This is a genomic window from Paenibacillus phytorum (genome assembly GCF_013141715.1).
In the GTDB taxonomy this organism is placed as follows: Bacteria; Bacillota; Bacilli; order Paenibacillales; family NBRC-103111; genus Paenibacillus_E; species Paenibacillus_E phytorum.
This window is the reverse complement of the sequence record NZ_WHOA01000164.1, coordinates 1-22,544: the sequence shown is the minus strand read 5'-3', so window position 1 is coordinate 22,544 and position 22,544 is coordinate 1. Positions and strand designations below refer to the sequence as shown.

Below are 22,544 nucleotides of genomic sequence, written 5' to 3'. Positions count from 1 at the left end.
TTGCTTTGAGTATGCACGCTTGAGCAACCCTCAAAAAACACCATAAAATAACCCAACTAGGCAAAAAGATTTTACATGGTTAGATGAAAGTCAACATAGTAGAATCAAACTAAGATCAAGGAAGGGGGTAAATATGTTAAGTAAACTCAAAGAGCCTGTTCAAGCGAAATATCAGATTAGAATGCGACAGGGAAGATGGACCAACATTCGGAAAAATTGGGCAGTGTACGCCTTATCCATACCGGGAATCTTTTTTTTCCTCCTATTCAAATATATCCCTTTGTTTGGGTCGGTGATTGCTTTTCAAAACTACAATATTTTCCATGGGATTACCGGCAGTGCATGGGTAGGTCTCGAGCATTTCAAAAAAATGTTTGCCTATGTTGATTTTCTCATTATTTTAAAAAATACGATCATTATTGGCTTGTATGATCTCCTATTCGCTTTCCCGGTACCGATCATTTTGGCTTTACTCCTGAATGAATTACGTATTGCTGCTTTCAAACGATTGGTACAAACTCTCGTGTATATGCCGCACTTTTTGTCCTGGGTCATTGTTGGTGGTATTGTGGTAGGATTGCTTTCACCCACGACAGGCTTTGTGAACCATGTTATTGGCATATTCGGAATAGAGCCCATCTATTTCTTAGGTGAGAACGAATATATTCGGTCGATTTTGATAGGATCAGGGATATGGAAAGACAGTGGATGGGGAACGATTATTTATTTGGCCGCTATTGCTGGCATCAATCCCGATTTATACGAGGCTGCTGTGATTGACGGGGCAGGTCGGCTGCGGCAAACCTTCTCGATTACGATACCGACTATTTTACCTACGATTATGATTTTGTTTTTGCTGCACATCGGGAATTTCTTGGATTTTGGTTTTGAAAGGGTATTCATTTTCTTGAATCCGCTGAATAACGAGTATGGTGAAATCATCGATACGTATGTTTATCGCGCAGGGCTCGTAGATCGTCAATACAGTTATACGACCGCGATCGGACTATTTAAATCAGTTGTTGGCCTGATGATGATCGTCATAGGGAACACGCTAACCAAAAAAACAACCGGTGACGGGCTATATTGATCTACTGTAACAGGAAAGTTGGTGGACGCTTGGATGATTATAAGTAAAGGGCAGCAAACGTTTAACTGGTTAAATGTAGTTTTTCTGTCCATAATTGGACTCAGTACGATGCTTCCGATTCTACATGTCATTGCACAATCCTTTAGTGGCAACGCCGCCATTAACAGCGGGCAAGTTTCCTTCTGGCCTGTCGGATTCACAACTGGAAACTATCGTATCATTTTATCGGACCCGTCGCTTTGGAGGTCGTTCCTCAACAGCGTAATCATCGCCGGATTCGGTACGCTCATCAACTTGGCAGCTACGGCTACGCTTGCTTACGCGTTATCGAGACCTGAGTATGCCGAGCGGAAATATGTCCTGATCCTGATCTTAGTTACGCTTGTTTTCAGCGCCCCGCTTATTCCTAACTATTTGCTTATCAAGGAATTGGGCTTGATTAATTCGCTGTGGGCACTGATGCTTCCCAATGCAATAAGCGCTTATAATATGTTCGTCATGCGCTCCTTTTTTCTCAATCTGCCGAATGAATTGATCGACTCTGCGAGAATGGACGGTTGCGGCGAGTTTCGTCTCGTCTGGAACATTATCCTTCCGCTGTCCAAGCCCGTCATGGCGACGATGGGAATCATTTACGCCGTTGGTCACTGGAATACGTACTCAGCTGCCATTTACTTTATTAACGACAGGTCTTTGGTACCTCTTCAAGTGAGACTTAGAGAAATTGTTTTCACGGACAATTATGGACAATCCGATCTCTCTTCTGAATGGGTTACGCAGTTGTCGCCCGAAGGTATCAAGATGGCGGTTATCGTTTTCGCTACGTTACCTATTATGATGATTTACCCTTTCCTGCAGAAACATTTCATCAAAGGAATGCTGCTGGGTTCAGTTAAATCATAGGAATAATCCAAAAAATAAAGGGAGGCTTCATATGAAAAAGAAGTTTGTAATGTTGTCTTTGGTTGCTGTCTTGGCAACGACTTCTGTTGTCGGTTGTTCCAACGGAAATCAGACTAAAGATGTTCCCTCTGCAAGTAGCAAGTCATCCGCAGCACCCAAAGGGCCAACGAAATTCTCAATTTCTTATCCAACAACGGTCAGTACCGGCTACCACACGCAAGTTGATCTTAACAAAGACAAATGGACTTTGAAGCTGGAGCAATTGACAAACACGGACCTTGATGTCAAAGTTTTAGAAGATTCTAAAATGAGCGTCATGTTTGCCGGCGGCGATATTCCTGATGTTGTTGGCAGTGTTGGCACTCCAACCAGCAAATCGATGTCAGGATCTGTGGAAGCAGGCGTGTTTATGCCTCTTGATGACTTATTGAAGCAGTATGCGCCGAATATGATGAAAGCGGTACCCAAATCGGCATGGGATGCCGTAAAGTATAAAGGCAAAATCTATGGCATACCCGAATTTCTAAACAATCCGTCTAGACGAGGCACTTTCATTCGTATGGATTTGCTTGAGAAAACGGGGCTCCCGGCTCCCAAAACGGTAGACGACTTCTTGAACGTTCTAAGGGCATTCAAAAAGTTGGGTGTTGAAAACCCGTATCAAATGAGGGACAGCTTTAAATACTCCGATATTCTTTTTGGCGCATATGACGTACTTCCCTACAAGGATCAATTCGAGGTCGTAAACGGACAAGTCGTGCCGAAATTTTTCGATGTAGAGAATATGCAGAAAGCACTTCAGGGCTATAAAACAATGCTGGATGAGGGATTAATACCCAAAGATTTCGCCTCTATTTCCTCAACCGATTATTCCAAAAATATCAACGGTGCCAAATCGGGCAGTTGGTCGGCTAATGTGACCGGGCTGCCAGGGTATCGCACCAATATTAAGCAGCTCGTACCTGATGGGAAAGTAGAGATTATAGCTTCTCCGAAAGGGCCGGAAGGCAAAGGCGGATATTTCTACTACTCACCAATCGTCCGTGCGTTCTATGTGAACAATAAAGTGAAGATGGAAACGGCTATTGAGATCATTAAGTTTTTCGATTGGATGCTTACCCCGGAAGCCGCTAAGTTCTTCACCTTCGGTATCGAAGGAGACACCTATACGGTGGATAGCAGCGGAAAAATCAATTACAAGTTTCCGACAACCAAAGAGGCAAATGATGAGGAAGGATATCGCAGCGGCACACTATGGGGCGTTCACGATTCTACTATCAACAAAATGAGAATGGAGTTAGACCCGTCCGGCAAAGATACGGTGACTGCGCTTGAAAACGTAGTGGCGAACGAAGGACTTCCAGGCATCGGATTTTATCCGGATTTGGCAGCGTTCACGAAATTCCCTGATCTGGTGGCACAAGGTGATATTGGGCCTAAACTCATTGTCGATCATATGGTCAAAATGATTTACGGTAAAGAGCCGATTACGGATTGGCCGAAAGTCATTGAAGAATACAAGCAAAAAGGTGGAAATGAAGTTATTAAGGAAGCCACTGATCGTTATAACAATAAAGACGGCGTCATTATTATGGCGAAATAAAACGATCGATGCAGCCGCATCGCTCAATATGCGGGTTGCTCCTAGATGGAGCAGCCCCTTTGCGATAAGCGCGACAACAAAGATTGATGACATCAATCCATCCGGCAAAGGAGAGGATACCTATTCATTTGCTTATTGTAGACGACGAACCTATTATCCGCCTCGGTCTGGAGAAGATGGCAGAAGCCTATTTTCCATCTTTTACGAACATTCGAACTGCTGAAAACGGGTTAGATGCTCTAGAGGAAATAGATGCTTTTGAACCCAATATTGTAATTTCTGATATACGTATGCCGAAAATGGACGGATTGGCGCTTTGCCAAACCATTCATGATAAACATGCCCACATCCAGATGCTCGTCGTTTCCGGATATAACGATTTTGAATATGCCCAGAAATGTATGTCTTATGGCGTTAAGCATTACTTACTCAAACCTGTGACAGAGGCGAGTCTATATGAGGTCTTCGATACGATGATCAAGAGGGAGGCTCCGGGATACATCCCCGTCACGCGTTATGTGGAATGGATCGATCGCATGGAGCAGTGCATTTGGTCCTTACAAACAGATGAGTTAAACGGGTTAATGGATCAATGGAAGGCCTATTGTCTCAAAGCGAGCCTCTCCTTCTATCAGTTGAGAGAATTACTGAATGAATGCACGGACATGCTGCTAAAAAGATTTCAGGCACGCCATTTTGTGCCAACGATAACGCTGCAGGGCATTCAGGAGGGAAACGTAAAGTCCGCCCTCGATGCTTTTGATGATCATCTACGACAAATTGCGGCCGGATTGCTGAAATCTCGTAAGGGCAACTACAAAGATCCTATGCAAGAAGCCAAAGCCTACATTGATTGCCGATTGTCTCAAGAATTATCTCTGGATGAGGTGGCAAGTATGGTGGGGCTAGCTCCTACGTATTTCAGCCTTCTATTTAAAAAGATGACGAACGAAACCTTTGTGCAGTACCGCATTAACAAAAGGATGTGTAAGGCCAAGGAGCTGCTAGGGGTACCCCATCTCAAAATAATAGACATTGCGGATGAAGTAGGTTACGACGATTATTCCCATTTCACCAAAACGTTTAAAAAAATAGTCGGTACTTCTCCTTCTGAATTCCGCACCTCATTGGGGATTAAGTGATGGGTGGAACCTTATATCGGAAGCTATTTATTTATTTTTTGGTCGTCATCGTATTGTCGCTCGTGAGTGTCAGTTTGTTTTCGTATCGCAAATCATCCAATGAGCTCGATGCGATGGTGCAGCACCAAATGTCACAAATGATTAACAATGCAGCTTATCAAACAGATCTTTATCTGAAAATATATGAACGAGCGTTTGTTGCTATCTTGCAGAATGATGATATTAGACAACTGCTAGAATTACCTAGTGATGCTGATGCTTATGAATTTTATCAGTATAGGAAGAACATCAAGCAAGAGAGCATAAACCCAATCTTCATTCGTAATCCAGAAATTGCAGCAGTATATGCGATTAGCCAGAACGGCCATGCAACTTACTACTACAATGAAGTGGTTGGGAAGCCATTCAACACGGAAGCTATTCAGAATCAAGCGGCTTATTTTTTAGCCAATACGACTTCCGATGGGAAATTAAGTATCTTAAACCGCAGCATATTGGACAATACAAGTGATCAGTTGTTCACCTTGGTTCGTCAAGTACGCGGATATAGATCTCCTGTCACAATGGGTATTCTAGCCATTGAAATCCGTGCAGCTGAATTATCGGCCTTGTGGAAAGGGATGGAATTGGGTAATAATGGCTATTTTTTCATCGTCGATGCGCAAGGACGTTTTATCTATCATCCAGACAAGAAAAAGCTCGGGACCCCAGTGCAAAAAGAATTGGTGCAGAAAATTAATCATGCAAACCTCTCTTCTTTTGAAGAAAAAGATGGCGATGTCCTGCGCATGTATTCCGTCAAGAAATCCGATTATTCTGGTTGGAGTCTTATCGTATCGATGCCGGTTGAAGATCTGCGGAAGCCGATTTCCAACATAAGAACGACTACGCTCATCGTTGGGTTGTTCACGTTTATCATTGCTTTATTTCTGGCCTATCGATTCGGTAAATCCATTACGGACCCAATCAGAGTGCTCAAGGAGGGGATGCGGGAGACAGGGAAAGGGCAGTGGGTAATCATTCCGATTCCCGAGCGAAAAGATGAAATCGTCGAACTTATGATTCGTTATAACGTCATGGTCAATCGGCTCTCGGAATTGGTAGATAAAGTCTATCAGGTCGAGCATAACAATCAGGAAATAGAATTGGAAAGACATAAAGCCGTCATTCAATCCTTGAAGCTGCAAATCAATCCGCATTTCTTATACAACACGCTGGAAACGATCGTTTGCTACGCTTTTATTCAGAATTCCAAAGAAATCTCGGAGATTGTGGATGCTTTAGCTCACATGCTGAGATATTCGGTCGGAACCAATCTGGAGGAAACGAAAGTAGCGAATGAACTCAAGCATTTGATGCATTATTTGGTCATCTTGCGCCATCGGGTTAATCCTGAATTTGAAATTGATGTTGCGATCGAACCGGAATATTTACTGCGTGACATGGCATGTCTCACGTTACAGCCTTTGGTGGAAAATATTTTTCAACATGCTTTTGCGGACGGGGTGGAGGATTATCATTTCATTCGGATCGATGCCGGAGAAGAGAATGACTATTTCTGGGTAAGTGTAGAAGACAATGGTACTGGAATGACGGCTGATAAGCTCGCGGAGCTTCATGAGAAACTGAGTGCCAACCGATTAGGCGACGAGAGCGACGGTAAAAAAGACGGAATTGGTATTCTAAATGTACACCGCAGAATTCAAATGGTGTTCGGAGAAGAATATGGTCTACGAATTGATAGCGAGTTGGAAAGAGGGACGAAGATCAGGCTGATTTTTCCTGTGTCCATTTAGAACAAATTTGAATCAAGGGGAGGAAATGATGGAAATCGTTAGAACGGGGTTAGAACATCCAACACTCGTAAGGGAGATCGGTCAACCGGCCATACTTCAGCCAGGTGACTTATTTCCGATCGTACGCGTTCATACGGACGCAGCAGCGATGACGATTCGCGCCATAGTAGAACCGGAGAAAGGAGAAGCTATTCTCCTTCCGCTACGAACCCTCCAAGTCGGGGATGAGGCAAATATCGCGATCCCAGGTACGGTTGAACAGTTGGGGATGCATATCTTGCGGCTAACATTCTCGCGTCCTGGTTATCCGGATCTGCACGATGCCTTCTACTTTTATGTAAAGGACCCGTCGGCCATTCGGAACGACCTATCGGACATTGCTCATATGGGGACGGGCGGTAAGCTTGTTTACATATCAGATTACAAAGGAAACCGGATCGCAGATTTTTCCCATGCGGGTTACATGGGCGGCGGCGTACAGCTTCCAGATGTACAAACTCAAATAACCATCGAGCCTGGAGAAGGGGATGCTACAGCACGCATTCAGGAAGCCATTGATGCTGTGTCCCTGCTGCCGCCCACGTCAGAAGGATTACGCGGTGCTGTCTTGCTGAGACGTGGAACGTACCATTTGGCTGGAACGCTGAAAATAGCAGCTAGCGGGGTTGTCCTTCGCGGAGAAGGACAGGGAGAAGACGGCACACTCTTGTATGCGACAGGTGCTATGAAGAAAAACGTATTAGAAATTGGCGGTGCAAGCGGAATCAAGTTGTTGGAAGACACAAGTACGACGGTTACCGATCTATATGTTCCTTCAGGATCGAATTCTTTCCATGTGGCAGATGCACGTCATCTCCAAGTCGGGGATTCAGTCATTGTGCGCCGATATGGGAACGACGCTTGGATTCATGAAATCGGGATGGATGCCATAGCCCAACGGCCGTTTACCGGCGGAACCAAGATGTGGAGCCCATTCGAACTTGATTTTGACCGTATCATCGTTCATATGGAAGGCAACAAGATAACCGTAGATGCACCGTTAACTAATTCAGTTGAATTGCGGTGGGGCGGGGCGCAGGTGCTCAAATATGAAGATCCAGATCGAATCGAGCATGTTGGTGTAGAGAATATGCGTATTGACGTCGAATTCGATCCTTCTGTGACGGATACTCAAATTGATGATCGGAAGGGGGCTCTTGATCCGTATTATGCTGACGAAAATCACACTATCAACTTTGCCGTTCTGAATCATGTGAAGAATGCTTGGGTACGTGACATTACAGGGTATCATCTCGATCATAGTCTTGTTCTTGCCGACTACGGGAGTAAGTGGGTGACGATTCAAGATTGTATGGTTTTGGATATGGTCAGCATCATAACCGGTGGTCGTCGCTACAGCTTCCATGTTTGCGGACAAATGATTTTAGTGCAGCGGGCTTACACGGAAACAGCGAGGCATGCATTCGTTGTCGACAAGTGGGTAACGGGGCCGAATGTATTTCTTGACTGCAAGTCCACCACCGATTACAACACAAGTGAGCCGCATCATCGGTGGTCGGTAGGCGGTTTGTACGACAATGTGAAGGCGCCAATCGCCATCCAAGATCGCATTTGGCTAGGCAGCGGACACGGTTGGGCAGGAGCGAATTATGTCACCTGGAACACCGAGGGAGATTTGACGCTGCAGCAGCCGCCGACTGCGCAGAATTATGCGATTGGTCATGTTGGTGAGATCAAGAAAGGACGCGCACCGAATGACTATGATCCTCGCCCGAGAAGCGATGGATATTTGAATGCACGGGGCAAGCATGTTTTACCGCGCAGCTTGTATATGCAGCAGTTGGAGGATCGACGTAACACTTGATTTCACTTCCCTGGTTGCTTTTTTTTAGTAAGCAAAGTAGTGTTGAGTTGTACTAAATTCTGCCAAAAACGATATCCCTCATTCAATTTGAAAAAAAGGTGAGTGTCATGGAGAAAACAAGATTACTCCGTAAACTGGGAAGCACGAATTTAGAGCTCTCTCCACTCGGACTTGGCTGCTGGCAATTTAGCAATGGGCAAGGGGTGGTAGGCAAGTTTTGGCCTGTGCTGGGTGCCGATGATGTGCTGAAGATCGTTAAAATAAGCCTTGAAGGCGGCATCAATTGGTTTGATACAGCGGAAGTGTACGGCAAAGGTCAGTCGGAGCAGATGCTCTCGAAAGCTCTCCGAGATTCAGGGGCTCTGGCGAATGACGCTCGAATTGCTACGAAATGGTGGCCGATATTTCGCACAGCTGGAAGCATTGTAAGTACAATCGATGAGCGTATTCGATACTTAGATAATCGCACCATTCATCTGCATCAAGTACATCAGCCCTACTCATTCTCTTCTGTAGCAAGTGAAATGAAAGCCATGGCTCAATTGGTCAAAGTCGGTAAAATTCAAAACGTAGGTGTAAGTAATTATTCGGCAAAGCAAATGCGGGAAGCCCACCGAGTACTGAAGGAGCATGGCTTACCTTTAGCATCCAATCAAGTGAAGTACAGCTTGTTAGATCGGCGTATTGAGCAGAATGGGATTATGGAAACAGCTAAAGAGCTAGGGATTGCAATTATTGCTTACTCTCCATTGGAGCAAGGGATTCTGAGCGGCAAATTCCATAAGAATCCTGCTCTTGTGAAGGGGATAACAGGTCCTAGGAAATGGACGTCTTCTTTTAAAGAATCGGGACTTCGGAAATCAAAGCCACTCATCGATCATTTGGAAGAGCTAGCTGTTCAGTACGATGCTTCTCCAACACAGATCGCCTTGAATTGGATGATTAACGCTCACGGAGAAACGGTATTTGCTATTCCCGGTGCTTCCAAAATTCATCATGCTCAAGAAAATGTAAAAGCAATGCAATTTAAACTTACTAATACTGAAATCCATACAATTAGTGAAATATCCAACAACGTAATACGATAATAAATTTTGCAGCAAGAAACTGAACCCATTATTCATGGAGCTCAGTTTTTTTGTTTATATATTCGCTTATTATTTTTTCAATAATAAATACATAAAATACGGCGCTCCAATTAAAGCGACCATAATGCCGGCGGGAATACCATCAGGTTCAATCACATTACGTCCAACGGTATCTGCCATTAATAAAAGCCAACCACCAATCAGAATGGCGACTGGAATAAACAATTGATTTCTGGGTCCTACCAAAGCCTTGGCCATGTGCGGAGCCATGAGTCCAATGAAGGCAATTCCTCCAGTGACAGAAACGGCCGAAGCGGCCAGGGCAACTGCTGTTAAAAGTAAGACAATACGTTCCTTTTCAACGGATACACCTACGCCAATCGCTACAGGTTCGCCTAGTCCCAGCAGATTCAAACGATTTGCTTTGTATAAGGTAAATGGAATGAGCAGGGCTAACCAAGGAACAATTGCCCAAATAAAAGGCCAGTCAGAGCCCCAAATACTCCCGGCTAACCATTTTGCGATAAAATCGACTTTGGCCCGTTCAGCAGATGAAATAATGACAATCATGACCCCGGATAGCGCCATTGAAAAACCGACTCCAACTAGCACCAATCTGACAGGTTGAAGGCCAGCGGTGCGGTTATACGAAAGTAGATAGATCAAGCATGCCGTAATTAAAGCACCTATAAAAGCGACAAGTGGAAGAAGGTAAACAAACGATCCTGCCTTGATAGGAAAAAATAAAAAGAATACGGCAATAGCAACACCAGCCCCAGAATTAATACCAATAATGCCCGGATCAGCTAAATCATTTCGTGTAATCCCTTGTAAAATAGCACCCGATAAGGCGAGTGCCATGCCTGCTAGCAATGTAATGACCATCCGAGGTAATCGAATCGAAAATAAAACAAACTCTTCTTTGAATGTGCCTTGACCGAGAAGGGTGGGAATCAGCCTGTCATAGGATATAGAGGAGTATCCCATTCCCAGCCCGAGAACAATCGTCATCGTAATAAGTGCAAGTGAACCATATAATAGCAGCCGTTGTTTTTTTATTAAAGCGGGAGGATGAATCATGAGAATTCCTTTCCTCCTTTACGTATGATGAACAAGAAGAAGGGCAAACCCATCATCGCCACAATCGCCGCCACTGGTGTTTCATAGGGAGAATTGATCGTACGTCCAAGGGTATCCGCAAAAAGCATAAATACGGCTCCTATAATTGCCGACATTGGCACAATAAAACGATAATCGGTTCCAACAATGGCGCGAACAATATGAGGAATCATCAAACCAATGAACGCCATATTCCCAACAAGTGCAACAGAGGCACCCGCGAGTAAGATGATGATGATAAAAAGCACAGTTTTGATTTGTGTTGTCTTCTGTCCTAACCCAACAGCGACTTCTTCACTTAAACTTAGAATGGTAAGCTGCCTGGAGAGGAGTAGGGAAATCAGTGTACCGATCGTAATAAATGGCGCAATGACTTGGAGTTGGCCCCATGAAGTGCCGATCAACCCTCCTGCCGTCCACATGGATACATCCTTTGAAATTTTAAAATAAATACCGATACCTTCTGAGATCGCATATAGGAATGCAGATACAGCAGCTCCGGCTAATACAATGCGAAGAGGAGAGAAGCCGCCTTTTTTCGCTGCGCCAATACCGAAGACGATGCTTGCACCTACAGCAGCTCCAATAAAACAAGCAATCGTAATCCCGAAGTAATTGGCTGAAGGAATAAAAGCAATCGTAAACGCCAGAGCCGCGTTTGCTCCAGCGGTCAAGCCAAGTAAACCAGGATCAGCAAGCGGGTTTCTGGTCATAACTTGCATGATAGCTCCGGAAACGGCTAGCGCGGCTCCAACAAAAATCCCCGCAATTTCCCGAGGTAATCGAATTTCGCGAATGATCGATATTTTATCACTTGCAGCATGAGAAGTGAGGGCCAGCCAGACATCTTTGACGGTAACATCTGCGGCTCCAAATGCCATGGAAACAATAAACATACCCACAAAGACTACTATTCCAGCAATCAGTTTATATACGAATGGGATGAACCGTTGATGTTCCGTAATCATTTACTACCTAAGCTTTTAACAAAGAAATCGAGTTGATATTCTAAGGTTAGTGGATCATTGAAATAGAACTCTTTCGCATTGACTTCAAATAGTTGTTTGTTTTTAACCGCTGGAATGTTTTTGTAGGTATCCGTTTGTTGGAATGAATTATCTGTGTCTGGGTTCTTGCTGAAGATAACGTAGTCACCTGCGTACTCCGGAAGTACTTCCAAAGACAAGGCGTAGTAGCCAGATTTTAAAGCCATTTCTTTGACTTTTTTAGGCATTTCTAGCTTCATTTCTTGGTAAAGAATTTCGGTGCCACGACCCCAGTTATTTCCGAAGACATAAAGCTGTTTGTCGAAATTTTCAACAACAGAAATCGTTTTGTCCGCACCAATTTTTGTTTTAATGTCTTCTCCGGCTTTCTGCGCCCGGTTTTTAAAGTCAGTAATCCAAGCTTGCGCTTCTTTTTCTTTATTTAAAAGTTTGCCGATTTCTAAGTGTTGGGTTAAATAATCTACCTTTCCGTATGTATACGTTACTGTAGGGGCAATTTGCTTCAATTTATCCACGTTTTTAACACTGGATAGACCAATGATTAAATCCGGTTTTAATTCAATCAGTTTTTCTAGACTTTCATCGGAAACTTCTTGCGCAGCTTTCAATGTTGTTTCGAAGCGCGGGTTCATTTTAGACCATGAATCGACACCAACGAGATTAACCTTTAGAGCCATTACATTTCCTGCAAAAGAAGAAAGGACAACGACGCGTTGCGGATTGGCTGGAACTTCGACAGGTCCATTTTCAGATTGGTAGGTAATGGTTGTTGGTTTGTTTTCAGCTTTCGCTGCGTTCTTCTCTGTTTGGGTTGTTTGGCTGCTGCAAGCACTAAGAGCTAATGAGATGAAGAGCAGGAACGGAATGAGTCGTTTGTTCATTTTGGTTATCTCCCTTTAATAAATTGTAGGTAACGCACATAGGTTTATTTGTTCGAGGATCTCGTCCGATTTCAGCGTCAATGTGGAAAACTTTCTTGAGTACGTCATGATTTATCACTTCTTCGCAAGTGCCAGCTTTCACGATTTCACCATCTTTAAGAGCGATGATATAGTCAGCAAAACGAGCCGCTTGATTTAAATCATGGAGGATCATGACAATCGTGCGTTCCTGTTCCCTATTAAGTTTTTGCAGAAGCTCTAGAACCTCTAATTGATGCGCCAAATCTAAATAGGTGGTAGGTTCGTCAAGGAAGATAATCTCCGTTTCTTGCGCAAGCGCCATGGCAATCCAAACGCGTTGGCGTTGTCCTCCGGACAGTGCATCTACAGGACGGAACTTAAAGTCAATGGTACCTGTAACTTCAAGCGCCCAGTCAATCACTTCATAGTCCTTTTTCGATAAGCGCCCAAAGCCCGTTTGATAAGGAAAGCGACCATAGGATACTAACTCACCGACGGTTAAACCACTTGCACTCTCGGGTGCTTGTGGAAGGATCGCCATTTTTCGAGCGAGTATCTTTGTATGTTCTTTGGCAATATGTTCGCCATCCAGAACGATTGAACCAGATTGATGAGAAATAATCCGCGTGGCTGCTTTCAATAGGGTAGACTTTCCACAGCCATTCGCTCCGATAATAGTGGTGATTTTCTTGTCTGGAATCTCTACACTGAGATTTTTCACAATTAAGCGTTCACCATAACCAATGTTTAGCTGATCTGTATACAGGCGAACCATGAGATGACCTCCATTTATTTCAAAATAGACACTACCTATTAACTGATAATGATTATCAATTTCACTACATTACAAACAATAAAGCGAACAATTTTATTTGTCAATAACTTTTTTTGTTGTCAAATGAGAAGAATAGACGTATATTTAATTGAGAATGATAATCATTTACGTTTCGTAGCCGAGGAGTGATCGGGAAATGGAAGAACAGGAATTGTATGATGTGACTGTCATTGGAGGAGGACCAGCAGGGCTTTACTCCGCTTTTTATAGTGGACTTAGAGAAATGAAGACCAAGCTTATTGAGTATCAAACCCAACTAGGTGGAAAAATACATATCTATCCGGAGAAAATGATTTGGGATGTGGGAGGACACACGCCAATTCCAGGAGCGAAGCTTATTGAAAATCTTGTAGAGCAAGGACTAACGTTTCATCCAGAAGTTGTGTTGAACGAAAAGGTAGAGTCGATCACACGTAATGAAGAGGGTATTTTTGTCTTACAAGCTGCTTCTGGTCAAAAGCATTACACGAAAACAGTTATCGTTGCTGTTGGAGGGGGAATATTGAATCCGCAAAGGCTGGAGATCGAAGGCGCAGAGAGATATGAAGTGTCGAATTTGAACTATACCGTGAAGTCTTTGCAGCATTTTAGAAACAAAACGGTGATCATTTCTGGCGGGGGTAATTCTGCAATTGATTGGGCAAATGAACTAGAGCCTATCGCCAAGAACGTTTATTTAACCTATCGAAAAGAGGCTTTAACAGGTCACGAGGCACAAGTAAAGCAGCTCATGGAGAGCTCCGTTGTTTGTTTCTTCCATACGTCCATAACCAAACTAGTTGCTAGCAGTAATCATGAAGTCATTGAACGTGTCGAACTTACCAACCATGAAACAGGTGAGGTATCGTATTTGCCCATTGATGAAGTGATTATTAATCATGGTTATGAACGTGATACAACACTGCTTAAAAATAGTGAAGTAAAGATTGCGATCGCAGATAACTATTACATTGCTGGTAATGCGGCTAGCGAATCTTCGATAGATGGAATTTATGCGGCTGGAGATATTTTACACCACGATGGGAAGCTGCATTTAATAGCCGGTGCATTTCAAGATGCAGCAAACGCAGTAAATAAAGCAAAGCAATATATCCAACCGGATGCTAATAAGGTTGCCATGGTGTCTTCACATAATGAAGTATTTAAAAAGCGCAATCGAGAATTAGTCAAACGAATGATGACCTAGAAATAAAAACCCCTCCTGTATGAAAAATCATACAAAGAGGGGTTTATGACGCTTGCTATTATTTCTTGTTCAGCATGTTAATAATGACCGTTACAGCTTCAGCTCTTGTTGTAGAGCCACTCGGTAAGTATTGATTGTTTTCGTTACCGCTAACTACACCTGCCTGCTTAAGTGCAATGACGGCGCCTTTACCCCATGAAGGAATCTCCTGATCATCGGCAAATCCTGTAGCTGCAGAAGGATCAGCTTTCAGATTCATCGCACCTGCAATCATGGACGCCATTTCCGTGCGGGTAATCGGTTCATTCGGTCGGAATGTACCATCGTCGTAGCCTTGGATGAAGCCTGCTTTGACAGCTTGCGCAACGGCATTCTTAGCCCAAGTACCAATCTCATTCTCATCGGCAAAAGCTAGCTTCGCTCCTTCGCCAATCGGCTTCAGACCATTCATCAGCATGACTGCAAATTCCGCGCGAGTAACATTCTTGTTCGGTTTAAACGAAGTGTCAGGGTAGCCCGAGACGATGCCGTCCTTGATTGCTTTCCCGATGGTTACCTCTGCCCAATGCTTCCCGATATCGGACGGATCCACGCCAATACTCTGTGTACCGTATGTCGCAAACCAGCCTTTTATCGTGTTGTTATCACTCGAGAATGCTAGTGAAAGAAGAAGCATAAGGCGGGCATGCTGTGCATTCAGGCTGTCACCGGCAAAGATGCCATCCGTCGTTCCCGGATACATCGTGCCTGAGCCCGTTCTTGTCGTCGTCACAAACACAACGCCTTGTTTAATCGCTTCGCTGCGGGCTGCGCTCATTTGGGCAGAAATACCGCCTGCACCTGTACCCGCAGTAACAATCCCTTTCGCACCGTCTGCGATGAAACCGCGAATGGCTCCGCTGCTAGCTTCTTGGTAGCTAGAGACGATCTCAACGATCGGTAGCTTATCCTTGGTGATGGTCTTTAAGTCGAATGGGGTTGCCCAGTCGGCTTTACCAGCTTTCATGGCGCGTCCATTCAATCGATAGATACGAATATTGCTTTCGTCGATATACCCAAGTGCACCAAGTATTGGAGTCGCAAATGTATCCAATCGGTGTGCGTTCGATTTGGTAACTTCTCTGGCCGCTTGGATGACGTCATTCAGCATGATCACAGTGCCATACCACTTCGTCTTGCCGCTTCCGGCCAGCTTAATAGCGTTGTACAGGTTGGCAGGAGCGTCGGTTCCGATGACGTCCCAAGGCCGCATGGCGCCAGTTACAACCACTGGTTTAGGACTTCTCACGGTCAGATCGAGGAAATAGGCGATTTCCTCCATAGTGTCCGTACCTGTCGTAACTACGGCGCTATCGTAAACCTCAAGCGCTTGATCGACAGCTAGCGAAAGATCGTATAGATCAGCGATGGTGTAGCCGCCAGAGCCTTTGTTACCGAATTGATAGGTCGTCACATCGGCGATTTTTTGCTTGCCTGGCAATTGGTTGACGAGGTCTTCAATCAAATACGTGCCTGCTTTATAGTTTTGAAAGCTCGTGCTATCCTCAGCTTTGCCGGCTAAGGTACCGCCAGTCCCGATAACAATCACGTTCGAAAGTGATGATTGTTTAAACGTATCGGAAAGGGCTGGTATCGGGAAGCTGACAGGTATAGGAGCAGCTTCTTCCGCGAAGGCGGTTGTTGCCGCTCCTCCCAATGCCAACATGGTGCCTAACAAAGACACGATAAGGGGAAGAGCGATCAGTTTTTGAATACGGCTATTTTTGCTAAGTTGGGTCCATGTCATTAATGGTTTACCTCCTTGTTATGTGGATGGCCGATATTGGTTTCTTTTCTGTGGTCTCGGAGGATTTAAGGAGTGGTAGGAAGCTGCGCATCGATTTTGACATCCTGTGTACCATAATTTGCGAACCAGCCTTTGATCTTGGCTTGATCGTTAGAGAATGCTAGTGAAAGAAGAAGCATAAGACGAGCATGCTGCGCATTGAGGTTGTCACCTGCAATAATGCCATCCGCAGTTCCGGGATACATCGTACCAGAACCTGTTCTCGTCGTAGTAACGAAGAGTACGCCTTGTTTAATTGCCTCCGTACGGGCTGCGGTCATTTTGGCAGAAATACCGCCTGCACCGGTGCCAGCTGTTACAATCCCTTTGGCGCCATCTGCAACCAGGCCTTTAATAGCTCCTCCGCCTGCTTCTTGATAGCTATAGACGATTTCTACGGCTGGCAGTTTGTCTTTCGTGATCGTCTTCAAATCGAAAGGTGTAGCCCAATCCGTTGTACCAGCTTTCACTGCTCGGGCAGGAGCACGGTAAATGCGGATACTATCGTCAATGTACCCCAGTGCGCCAAGCATTGGCGTTTCGAAGGTGTCCATACGCTGTGCGTTGGTTTTCGTCACTTCTCTAGCTGCGTGAACAACATCGTTCAACATAAGGACTGTGCCAAACCATTTGGTCTTGCCGCTGCCTGCCAACTTGATCGCATTGTACAGGTTGGCCGGAGCATCGGTACCGATAACGTCCCATGGCCGCATAGCGCCGGTTACGACGACTGGCTTTTCACTACGAACAGTTAGATCAAGGAAATAAGCGATCTCTTCCATGGTATCGGTTCCAGTTGTAACTACGGCACTGTCATAAACCTGAAGCGCTTGATCCACAGTAAGAGAAAGATCGTTCAAATCAGCGATGGTATAGCCGCCTGATCCTTTGTTACCGAATTGGTAGGTTGTCACATCCGCGATTTTCTGTTTACCCGGCAGTTGTTTCACCAAGTCTTCAATTAGATATGTACCTGCTCTATAGTTCTGAAAGCTTGTGCTATCTTCTGCTTTGCCGGCTAGGGTGCCGCCAGTTCCGATGACGATCACATTGGAGAGTGGCGATTGCTTAAATGAGTCCGAAAGAGCAGGAATCGGAAAGCTAGCCGGTTGAGCTGGAGCATCCGCTGCGAAAGCTAGTGAAGAGCTGCTCCCCAACATGGTGATAGTAAGTAAAGAGAAAAGGACACGCTTGAATACTTTTTTGCTTCGTTCCAATGTCATGTAATATTACCTCCCGTGGATGATGTTGGTATGTAAGACAAGATAATCTTATATCGTGTTAGATAAACTGACAAACTCATCAAACTCCTAGGAAGCGATAACAATTGTATATTTCATTCGATAATCTATCTTATACTCTATTATTCTATGTTTTTTAGAGTTAATTTTTATTTCCAATGATCTGCCAAAGCAATGTAATAATAGGGGATTCATATATTTATGTTAGAAAATATAACATTTAAAAGTCTGTGGCTTTTATTTTTAGTGCCTGTGGCATGTGGTTGCTTCCCAATAGAAATAAAACAAAATACAGAATAACGATATTGTCATTTTGTTTTTGATACTTACTGTGATATCATGGAACTACTAATAGAGAGGGGGAGCAACATGTCCAATGATCTTCCACTAACGAAAGAAGCCATACTAGACGCGGCGGAACAGGTGCTTCGGCGTTATGGACCTGACAAAACTTCCGTTGTCGATGTGGCCCGGGCACTTCAAGTTAGCCATGGCACTCTTTATCGACACTTTGCAAGTAAAGCCTCATTAAGAGAGGCGGTAACTGAGCGATGGCTGCACAAAATCATCTTAGATCCCTTAGAAGCTATCGCCGTCCAGTCTGGCGGTAGTGCCACAGAGCGTTTGCGCACGTGGTTTGAAACCTTGATCCGTACGAAGAAGGCCTATGCAATCAATGATTCCGAAATGTTTGCCATGTACGCGGGTGTTACATTAGATGCAGTCGAAATGATAAATACGCATGTCAATCAATTAATCGATCAGATTGCCCGCATTATCGAAGAAGGAATGAAGTCCCAGGAGTTCAAATCCGTTGAACCAAACGTTACTGCGAGAGCTATTTTTATCGCTACCTCGCGTTTTCATCATCCTGCACATGCGAAGGAATGGTCATCAGACACGATTGAACAGGAATTTGCTTCGGTTTGGGATCTGCTTCTTTACGGAATCTCCTAGCAGATGAATGTATAAATAAAGCCCTTCTGATGAAAGTAATCAGAAGGGCTTTTGCTTTTAAATAGGTATTTGATTGCCTTCGGGGAGCGAAGGAACTCCGTTTCACACAAGCATCCGCTTGATCTCATCCGCAATAAGTCGTACGCCGGCTTCGATCCGCTCCTCTGATACTTGCGTTACGCTAAGACTTAACAAATGCTCAGGATTAAACGCAGATAAGTAATATGGTTGGAGGTCCTGCAGAATAACACGCTTCTTACGCAATCTATCCAACAGGGTTGGGATGTGCAGATGTGCTGGGACGATGATATGGGTGTACACACCTGAAATCACTTCAGATGGAGGTAGGTATGCAGTGTCACTGTTTGCAAGTAAGGATTTATTCAGATGCATCAGTCTACGCGAATAAGAATCTCTGATTTTGCGCTTGCGCCGTTCAAACATACCACTCTGAATATAAATTTCTAATGCGGCTTGCGAGAGCATAGAACTGTCGATGTCCGATAATTTCTTGTAGTTGCTGAACGTGAGCGTGAGGTCTGTAGGGAGGATGGCTGCGCCCACTCGTAATCCTGGAAACAAGATCTTGGAGTAACTTTTTAAATAAACAACATGGGTTGAAGAATAAGCGAAGATGGGGTCAGATTTCGTATCGTTCTCCAAGTCAGCTAGATAATCATCTTCAACGATGTAGACGTCATAGCGTTTGGCTAGTTGGGCAATTGCTTTCTTCGTTTGTTCTGAATAAGAACTGCCGAGAGGATTATGGAAGCGGGGCATGGTATAGAAGAACTTAATATCTTCTGTACGGAACAAGCGCTCTAATTCATCCAGATCGATGCCGCTGACTGTTCTTGTGATGCCAAAAGTAGGGATTTGATAAAGTTCCAAAAGGCGTATAAACAAATAATAACTAGGTTGTTCAAGCAACACCCCTCGTCTTCCATTCGGAAAAGGCATCAAAGCCAAGACGGATAAGGCTTGCTGCACGCCTGATGTAACGTGAATATTGCTTGGATTCGTGAAAACCTGATAGTTGGCCAAATGCTTGGTTAACACCTTTAATAAAGATGGCAGTCCTTGCGGAGTTCCGTACACGAACAATTCGTTCTTATAGGTATCAATCGCTTTATTAATACAATGTTTAAAATCCAGATAAGGAAACAGCTCAGGGTCCGGTGCACCCGAAGAGAAATCATAAGCTGATTGTTCCGTAGGATGGATGCTATCTGTTCTCTTCTGTACCGCATAATACCCGCTTTGGGGGATAGAGTAAATGAGATGGCGATTCTCAAGCTCGGTATAAGCACGAATGACCGTGCTCTTATTGCAAGAATAGGTGATGGACAGCTCCCTTATTGACGGCAGCTTTTGTCCGGATCGTATTTGTCCATTCTCAATTCGCCGTTCGATGTCATTGAAAATAAGCGAATATTTATGCATATATATATCCCCCCGCTCTTTAATTGTACCGGTACAGTTGGTCCGTAAATAGATTGTAGTGCGACAGTATTCGTTCTATGCTTGTAACCAACAGCCGGCCGGCACCATTACCAATAAAGTACCATAATTCGTTAGGAAGCGGGGGGAAATTATGAATAACCGAAAAGGAATCAAACTTGCCTATATATTTGCCATACTAAATGCGGTGATCATTGGATTTTCTTTCTTGTTTGCCAAAATAGCTCTTGATCATGCAAACCCACTCGATACGCTCACCTACCGCTTTGCCGTTTCGTTCGCAGTCTTCTCCATTCCGGTTGCACTAGGTTTGGTTAAGCTGAATTACCGTGGCAAACCGCTAATCAAAGCACTATTGCTGGCAACGACATATCCACTAGGATTCTTCACGCTTCAAGCATATGGGCTGCAGCATACCTCTTCGGCAGAGGGAGGCATCCTGTACGCATTCACGCCGATCGTAACGATGGTGTTGGCTTCATTGTTTTTGAAGGAAACCACAAACATCTTCCAGAAACTGTCGATTTTCCTCTCTGTATTTGGTGTACTATTTATTTTCATCATGAAGGGGAGCACGGTAGATTTGTCAAACATGACAGGGATCATCCTGTTGGTTCTTACTTGTGTGGCCTTTGCTGGATACAGTGTTCTGGCTCGCTCGCTTTCGAAGCAGTTTAGCCCAGTGGAGATTAGTTATTTTATGCTCGGTATCGGATTTGCCACCTTCCTTGTTGTTTCGCTTTCGAGTCATGCTAGTGCGGGGACATTTGAGGCCTTTCTTTCACCACTGTCTAACCCTTCATTTATTGTGGCCATTCTCTTCCTAGGTTTATTCTCCTCACTGGTGACGGCTTTGACAGGTAACTATGTCTTGTCTAAGATAGAAGCCTCCAAAATGAGCGTGTTCACTAATTTATCAACTATTGTCTCCATGGCTGCGGGAGCCCTTTTTCTTGGGGAAAAAGTGACGATATATCACTTGATCGGCTCTGTGATGATTCTAGCGGGGGTGATCGGGACGCAATATTTGGGTCGATATAAAGTGGCTTTGCCAAAGGTTAAAGCTGATCGTGTAAGAGGGTGAGGAGTAACCCTTTCCTAACTATGAAGAGATTCTGGAGAAGCTTCTATGTATTAGTTAAGTAGTTGCTTCCCGTTATGACGCCACTAGGCGTCTTTTTTCGTTTTATCTTAAAAGTAAAAGAGATTGGTTTTTATAATTAGATCGTTACATACAATTAGGTAAAGTAATAGAGGGAAAGGGGCAAGAGTTGATGGAACAAACATTGTTTGAGCATCGATTTTGGCTGCAAATTTTAGGGGATCATGCGAGGTTTATTTATAATGCCCTTGCTCCTGTGGAGCTCAAAGATATTGCTATCGCCCATTCCTACATAAACCAATATAATCAACTCCTTGGTCAAGTGCGAATGAAGGAAGCTGCCAATTTGGCTCAATTAAACAAACAGGCTTACGATTTAACGGCAAATTTACGCGAGTATAAACTGAATCTTTTAGATCGTCTCTTACTCGGGCAAATAAAGCTTGGATTAACACCGACATTTCTCAATCATATGGTGAATGAGCTTGAGGAGTACTTCAAAATACTCATCGTGCTTCTGGAGGGTAAGTCAGTCCCGAAGTATGCATCTTTACATCATCATTGCTTTGGCTGACTGATGCTGCTGGTCATGCGGCAGTTATTACGATGGACTTGGATGTGGTAGAGAAGAGATTAATCAAGAAAAGCAAGCAGTTTGAGAAGAGTTTCAATGAGTTTTATTTAAAAGCGATTGAACTTACAGGTTATTTACGTACGTTGCGAGCTAGTTACCCTTCAATTAACAAATTCCATGCTGATGTTAATATAGAAATGTCTATATTCATGGCTTTCTTGAAAGAAGTCGAGGAGCTTGGGCTAAGTGCAGAGCTGTTATCGCGGATTAACCCTCTCATGCCGGATCATATGTATCGCGAAGAGTGCTACTATTAAGTTGTCTCAAAGTGGAGTTGTTCCCCCGCCGAATTGTGATCCTACAAAACCTAGAGTCATGTAGTTGTTAAAAGAATCTCCATTAAGAAGACGATAAAAAGACGACAAAAAAGGGCAATTCCTAATTGGAATCTGCCTTTTTTGTTTATCTTTAAAAAAACATTTAAATTGGAAAAATAAAACATTGCTATGTGTTTGTAATCCATGGTATATTATCACTCCGGCCGCAAGACAGGCTGGTGAAAGTAACTAGAAAAAAACTAGTTGCAAAATAAAAATCAGTATGGTATATTACTTCTCGCTGCTTCGGTAACACGGCAGTGAACGAAAGAAATTGATCTTTGAAAACTGAACAACGAGTGAGTAAGCGCGAACGAGAAATCGTTCAAAAAGAGATTGCAAAATCTCGCTAGCAAGTCAATGAGCATTTCAGCTTTCAGATATAGGACAAGCAATTGTCTGAACCCTTATGGGGCCCCCGGAAAGTAATCGGAATTCTCTTCGGAGGTTCGCTTCACTTTTTGGGGAGATC

19 protein-coding genes are annotated in these 22,544 nt (G+C 44.0%); 12 read left to right on the top strand and 7 right to left on the bottom strand.

Features of this window, described 5'->3' with window-relative positions; translation table 11 throughout:
• The first annotated feature begins 181 nt into the window (after positions 1-181).
• From GC098_RS23775 to GC098_RS23745, 7 genes are all read left to right on the top strand, one after another.
• Positions 182-1,090: an ABC transporter permease gene (locus GC098_RS23775; protein WP_376773940.1), complete on the top strand. Its 909-nt coding sequence runs from the start codon at positions 182-184 to the stop codon at positions 1,088-1,090.
• A 33-nt stretch (positions 1,091-1,123) separates the two neighbouring features.
• Entirely contained in the window at positions 1,124-1,993 is an 870-nt protein-coding gene (locus GC098_RS23770) for a carbohydrate ABC transporter permease (protein WP_171645700.1), read from the top strand.
• A 31-nt stretch (positions 1,994-2,024) separates the two neighbouring features.
• The gene (locus GC098_RS23765; RefSeq protein WP_171645699.1) at positions 2,025-3,596 is read left to right on the top strand and encodes an extracellular solute-binding protein; all 1,572 of its coding nucleotides are present in this window, start codon (positions 2,025-2,027) and stop codon (positions 3,594-3,596) included.
• A gap of 86 nt (positions 3,597-3,682) precedes the next feature.
• Entirely contained in the window at positions 3,683-4,738 is a 1,056-nt protein-coding gene (locus GC098_RS23760) for a response regulator transcription factor (protein ID WP_216625405.1), read from the top strand.
• Positions 4,738-6,534, top strand: a complete 1,797-nt coding sequence (locus GC098_RS23755) for a sensor histidine kinase (protein WP_171645698.1) — start codon at positions 4,738-4,740, stop codon at positions 6,532-6,534. The genes GC098_RS23760 and GC098_RS23755 overlap by 1 nt, the downstream gene beginning before the upstream one ends.
• Before the next feature lie 28 nt (positions 6,535-6,562).
• Positions 6,563-8,398 carry a hypothetical protein gene (locus GC098_RS23750; RefSeq protein ID WP_171645697.1) on the top strand — a complete coding sequence of 612 codons (1,836 nt, stop codon included), beginning with the start codon at positions 6,563-6,565 and terminating at the stop codon, positions 8,396-8,398.
• A gap of 107 nt (positions 8,399-8,505) precedes the next feature.
• On the top strand, positions 8,506-9,486 hold the full coding sequence (locus GC098_RS23745; protein ID WP_171645696.1) for an aldo/keto reductase: 981 nt from the start codon (positions 8,506-8,508) through the stop codon (positions 9,484-9,486).
• Positions 9,487-9,555: 69 nt separating this feature from the next.
• Here GC098_RS23745 and GC098_RS23740 read toward each other — a convergent pair whose 3' ends face one another.
• Genes GC098_RS23740 through GC098_RS23725 form a run of 4 tightly spaced genes read right to left on the bottom strand, consistent with a single transcriptional unit; the run spans position 9,556 to position 13,289 of the window.
• The gene (locus GC098_RS23740) at positions 9,556-10,566 is read right to left on the bottom strand and encodes a FecCD family ABC transporter permease (protein ID WP_171645695.1); all 1,011 of its coding nucleotides are present in this window, start codon (positions 10,564-10,566) and stop codon (positions 9,556-9,558) included.
• Positions 10,563-11,573, bottom strand: coding sequence for a FecCD family ABC transporter permease (locus GC098_RS23735; RefSeq protein WP_171645694.1), 1,011 nt, complete (start codon positions 11,571-11,573; stop codon positions 10,563-10,565). The genes GC098_RS23740 and GC098_RS23735 overlap by 4 nt, the downstream gene beginning before the upstream one ends.
• The gene (locus GC098_RS23730) at positions 11,570-12,493 is read right to left on the bottom strand and encodes an iron-hydroxamate ABC transporter substrate-binding protein (protein WP_171645693.1); all 924 of its coding nucleotides are present in this window, start codon (positions 12,491-12,493) and stop codon (positions 11,570-11,572) included. The genes GC098_RS23735 and GC098_RS23730 overlap by 4 nt, the downstream gene beginning before the upstream one ends.
• On the bottom strand, positions 12,444-13,289 hold the full coding sequence (locus GC098_RS23725) for an ABC transporter ATP-binding protein (protein WP_171645692.1): 846 nt from the start codon (positions 13,287-13,289) through the stop codon (positions 12,444-12,446). The genes GC098_RS23730 and GC098_RS23725 overlap by 50 nt, the downstream gene beginning before the upstream one ends.
• 196 nt (positions 13,290-13,485) lie before the next feature.
• On the opposite strand from GC098_RS23725, the gene GC098_RS23720 reads away from it, so the two are divergent.
• On the top strand, positions 13,486-14,535 hold the full coding sequence (locus GC098_RS23720; protein WP_171645691.1) for an NAD(P)/FAD-dependent oxidoreductase: 1,050 nt from the start codon (positions 13,486-13,488) through the stop codon (positions 14,533-14,535).
• A 58-nt stretch (positions 14,536-14,593) separates the two neighbouring features.
• Here GC098_RS23720 and GC098_RS41295 read toward each other — a convergent pair whose 3' ends face one another.
• Together GC098_RS41295 and GC098_RS23710 are read right to left on the bottom strand one after the other, a co-directional pair.
• Complete coding sequence (locus GC098_RS41295) at positions 14,594-16,321, bottom strand: asparaginase domain-containing protein (protein ID WP_171645690.1); 1,728 nt, start codon at positions 16,319-16,321, stop codon at positions 14,594-14,596.
• 65 nt (positions 16,322-16,386) lie between these two features.
• Complete coding sequence (locus tag GC098_RS23710) at positions 16,387-17,583, bottom strand: asparaginase (RefSeq protein WP_171645689.1); 1,197 nt, start codon at positions 17,581-17,583, stop codon at positions 16,387-16,389.
• A 387-nt stretch (positions 17,584-17,970) separates the two neighbouring features.
• Here GC098_RS23710 and GC098_RS23705 point away from each other — a divergent pair, with 387 nt between their 5' ends.
• The gene (locus tag GC098_RS23705) at positions 17,971-18,558 is read left to right on the top strand and encodes a TetR/AcrR family transcriptional regulator (RefSeq protein ID WP_171645688.1); all 588 of its coding nucleotides are present in this window, start codon (positions 17,971-17,973) and stop codon (positions 18,556-18,558) included.
• Between the two features lie 102 nt (positions 18,559-18,660).
• Here the strand turns inward: GC098_RS23705 and GC098_RS23700 are convergent, their stop codons facing one another.
• A complete protein-coding gene (locus tag GC098_RS23700; protein ID WP_171645687.1) occupies positions 18,661-20,001 on the bottom strand; it encodes an aminotransferase-like domain-containing protein in 1,341 nt (446 codons plus the stop codon).
• Between the two features lie 151 nt (positions 20,002-20,152).
• Here GC098_RS23700 and GC098_RS23695 point away from each other — a divergent pair, with 151 nt between their 5' ends.
• From GC098_RS23695 to GC098_RS41285, 3 genes are all read left to right on the top strand, one after another.
• Positions 20,153-21,103, top strand: coding sequence for a DMT family transporter (locus GC098_RS23695; RefSeq protein WP_171645686.1), 951 nt, complete (start codon positions 20,153-20,155; stop codon positions 21,101-21,103).
• A gap of 190 nt (positions 21,104-21,293) precedes the next feature.
• A complete protein-coding gene (locus GC098_RS41290; protein ID WP_312880307.1) occupies positions 21,294-21,695 on the top strand; it encodes a DUF2935 domain-containing protein in 402 nt (133 codons plus the stop codon).
• Positions 21,683-22,012 carry a DUF2935 domain-containing protein gene (locus tag GC098_RS41285; protein WP_312880306.1) on the top strand — a complete coding sequence of 110 codons (330 nt, stop codon included), beginning with the start codon at positions 21,683-21,685 and terminating at the stop codon, positions 22,010-22,012. Before GC098_RS41290 ends, GC098_RS41285 begins: the two co-directional genes overlap by 13 nt.
• The last annotated feature ends 532 nt before the right edge of the window (positions 22,013-22,544 follow it).

Excerpts from the sequence above, each read along its gene's own strand:
- GC098_RS23750 (WP_171645697.1), top strand. The coding sequence starts at position 6,563 with ATGGAAATCGTTAGAACGGGGTTAGAACATCCAACACTCGTAAGGGAG.
- GC098_RS23735 (WP_171645694.1), bottom strand. The coding sequence starts at position 11,573 with ATGATTACGGAACATCAACGGTTCATCCCATTCGTATATAAACTGATT.
- GC098_RS23760 (WP_216625405.1), top strand. The coding sequence starts at position 3,683 with ATGACATCAATCCATCCGGCAAAGGAGAGGATACCTATTCATTTGCTT.
- GC098_RS23775 (WP_376773940.1), top strand. The coding sequence starts at position 182 with ATGCGACAGGGAAGATGGACCAACATTCGGAAAAATTGGGCAGTGTAC.
- GC098_RS23700 (WP_171645687.1), bottom strand. The coding sequence starts at position 20,001 with ATGCATAAATATTCGCTTATTTTCAATGACATCGAACGGCGAATTGAG.
- GC098_RS23710 (WP_171645689.1), bottom strand. The coding sequence starts at position 17,583 with ATGACATTGGAACGAAGCAAAAAAGTATTCAAGCGTGTCCTTTTCTCT.
- GC098_RS23765 (WP_171645699.1), top strand. The coding sequence starts at position 2,025 with ATGAAAAAGAAGTTTGTAATGTTGTCTTTGGTTGCTGTCTTGGCAACG.
- GC098_RS23740 (WP_171645695.1), bottom strand. The coding sequence starts at position 10,566 with ATGATTCATCCTCCCGCTTTAATAAAAAAACAACGGCTGCTATTATAT.
- GC098_RS23755 (WP_171645698.1), top strand. The coding sequence starts at position 4,738 with ATGGGTGGAACCTTATATCGGAAGCTATTTATTTATTTTTTGGTCGTC.
- GC098_RS23745 (WP_171645696.1), top strand. The coding sequence starts at position 8,506 with ATGGAGAAAACAAGATTACTCCGTAAACTGGGAAGCACGAATTTAGAG.
- GC098_RS23720 (WP_171645691.1), top strand. The coding sequence starts at position 13,486 with ATGGAAGAACAGGAATTGTATGATGTGACTGTCATTGGAGGAGGACCA.
- GC098_RS23705 (WP_171645688.1), top strand. The coding sequence starts at position 17,971 with ATGTCCAATGATCTTCCACTAACGAAAGAAGCCATACTAGACGCGGCG.
- GC098_RS41295 (WP_171645690.1), bottom strand. The coding sequence starts at position 16,321 with ATGACATGGACCCAACTTAGCAAAAATAGCCGTATTCAAAAACTGATC.
- GC098_RS41290 (WP_312880307.1), top strand. The coding sequence starts at position 21,294 with ATGGAACAAACATTGTTTGAGCATCGATTTTGGCTGCAAATTTTAGGG.
- GC098_RS23730 (WP_171645693.1), bottom strand. The coding sequence starts at position 12,493 with ATGAACAAACGACTCATTCCGTTCCTGCTCTTCATCTCATTAGCTCTT.
- GC098_RS23725 (WP_171645692.1), bottom strand. The coding sequence starts at position 13,289 with ATGGTTCGCCTGTATACAGATCAGCTAAACATTGGTTATGGTGAACGC.
- GC098_RS23695 (WP_171645686.1), top strand. The coding sequence starts at position 20,153 with ATGAATAACCGAAAAGGAATCAAACTTGCCTATATATTTGCCATACTA.
- GC098_RS23770 (WP_171645700.1), top strand. The coding sequence starts at position 1,124 with ATGATTATAAGTAAAGGGCAGCAAACGTTTAACTGGTTAAATGTAGTT.